The 2379-nt window shown below is 40.1% G+C and carries 2 protein-coding genes; one reads left to right on the plus strand and one right to left on the minus strand.

Annotated features, from left to right (window positions below; genetic code table 11):
* Window positions 1-30 precede the first annotated feature (30 nt).
* Complete coding sequence (locus L1D50_RS22675; protein ID WP_138524998.1) at window positions 31-810, plus strand: nucleoside-binding protein; 780 nt, start codon at window positions 31-33, stop codon at window positions 808-810.
* Window positions 811-953: 143 nt separating this feature from the next.
* On the opposite strand, the gene L1D50_RS22680 is transcribed toward L1D50_RS22675, so the two are convergent.
* Window positions 954-1982, minus strand: a complete 1029-nt coding sequence (locus tag L1D50_RS22680; RefSeq protein ID WP_239966900.1) for a tetratricopeptide repeat protein — start codon at window positions 1980-1982, stop codon at window positions 954-956.
* Window positions 1983-2379: the final 397 nt, after the last annotated feature.

The raw sequence follows: 2379 nt of genomic DNA on the forward strand, positions 1-2379 counted from the left end.
CATTTTTAATGTTATCCGAATTAATAATAAATGAAACTCAATACGCTCGTTACTTTATCCTCACTCGCTTTTAGCTCACTTAGCTATGCTGCTGATTGGAGCACAACACAGCTACACGTTAACCACGGCGACTTTAAAAACCCCTTTAGCAGAAATGAAGCAACCACAACCGTTTATTCGCTACAACATGCTTCAGGTTATCGCTATGGTGACAACTTCTTTTTTATCGATTACAGTAAAGATGATCTCTCTGATGGCTACCAAGATGGTGACTTTTATGGAGAGTGGTATTCAAGTTTCTCAATGTCAAAGGTTGCTGACTTTAAGTCTTCTTTTGATGCTATAGCTGACGTTAGCTTAACAATGGGCTTCAATGCAGCTGGAGACGCTAAGGTGATGAAATACTTACCTGGTGTCAAAGTGAACTGGAATTTTGAAGGATTCAACTTTTTCTCTTCTACTTTTACTCTCTATCAAGACGATAGCCAAGGGGTCAGCCATGGCGGTGCACCTAAGGAAAGTGATAGCTGGATGATAGATCTTGCATGGGGTTACCCTTTCACAATAGGCGAACAAAAGTTCTACCTCACAGGTCACGTAGAATATATTGGCGAGCGAGAGAACGAGTTTGGTAATGACGTAAAAGGCTGGTTGCTCGCGCAGCCAATTCTGCAATGGGATCTCGGCTACGCGATGGGCATGCCTAACAGCCAGTTGATGTTAGGTATTGAATGGCAGTATTGGCGCAACAAACTTGGTACAGACACTAACGAATCTGTTCCTCAAGTACACGTTGCGTGGACATTCTAGTCGTCAATTTTTTCATAGCCTTTGACTTGGCTCTGGGGTAGTTGAGTCATAGGCGCTGACTAGCCAGTATTGCTTAGCTACATTTCTCTACCACTCACAGCATAAAAACCGTACCGCTTTCTACTGAGGTAGTCGTGTTTTTGTTATGAGTTATTGCTCTCACACCAGGACAGCGCGACGCCTAACAGTGGAGCCTCTGTTGATACATTAGGTGATGTTTTTTGCTGCTCGGACAGCAAGGTATTATAAGATGCTATCAACTCTGGGAGCTGTAGTGTATAAACATATTTTTCCATGTTGCTGCCGTAGTCACTTTGGATCAACTTGGGTAAAGTCGACATGAGAAACTCCACTTGCTCTGCTTTTGGGTTTAAACCATTTCTACTTTTTTGAAAAATTAACTCCTGCCACATAAACACAATCGACAATTCTCTATCCTCTGCTGCACTTAGCTGAGCTTTTACTGTATTCCTATAGCGTCTATAGTTTTTCCATTGATTTGCGAGCAAATAAACGTTTAACAAATTTAACCCGGTATAACTCGCCTCATATGCTTGCCCTGATTTTTGGTGATAAAGAAAAGCTTGTCTATATAGTCTTGCAGCATGTTGGTATTTGCTCATATCAAAATAAACATTGGCTAAGTTATTGTTAAGTGCCGCTTCCAGTTGCTCATCTTTAACGTCAGACAATGTTGGTGTTAAAATATTGATTGCTTCTTTTAACTGTCCCATCGTTCGATATAAAACCGCGAGATTATTAACGATACGGGGCCTTTGATCATGAGTTGAGTACCTGAGTGCACATTCGTAGTTTATTTGAGCAAGAGCAGGTTGATTAATGCGGCGATAATAAATCGCAAGATTGTTTGCAATTAACCCTTTCTCTGACTGAAGATAGGTAAGCCAATCAGCACTTTCAGAAAATAGCTCCACAATTTCAGTTATTCTACGTACATTATTTGATTTTATTGATGCCTCTAAGCCTGCTCGATGTAGCTCATATAAACCTTTTGAGGGCTGCACTGGCAGTTTGGGTAATACTGCTTCATAGGCTCGAGTTGCTTGTGCTGGGTTAGAGATGTTTAAATCTTGAATAACCCGCAATGTCTTAAACAGCTCATCAGGTGCAAGTACTGTCAGGGAAGAAACAACAATTAAAACTGGAAGCACTTTCGCTCTCCGATTTCCTGATTTAAAGTAATCATAGTGGAGCTTCTTTTGGTTGGCAAAATGCCTAATAGCAATTTACTTAACGTTTAAGTGTTCTATTATTAGGCGAGAAAATTTTGTCGATAACACAGCTACCATATTCTGCTCGCACAAAAGTATCAACATGTCTATTGGCAGACCAAAAACTTTGCTACTTATACCAATTGAATTAATTCTCTAATCAATTTGAAGGGTGAAATAGCATATTAGCTTCGTTAAAAATTTCTCATTTAGAACAACTAAATAGCAAAATTTTTGCCTTGCCTATATGGATATAGGTACCTTAGCGGTAGCAGGACGCGAGAGCGGTGCTACTAAAGCTATTTCCCCGCTTCAAGATAGATCATTTACTTAATAC

Source organism: Pseudoalteromonas sp. Isolate6 (genome assembly GCF_022398435.1).
Taxonomy (GTDB): Bacteria; Pseudomonadota; Gammaproteobacteria; order Enterobacterales; family Alteromonadaceae; genus Pseudoalteromonas; species Pseudoalteromonas galatheae.

What these genes read in the sequence shown, in the direction of transcription:
- L1D50_RS22675 (WP_138524998.1), top strand. Translation starts at nt 31, where the DNA reads ATGAAACTCAATACGCTCGTTACTTTATCCTCACTCGCTTTTAGCTCA.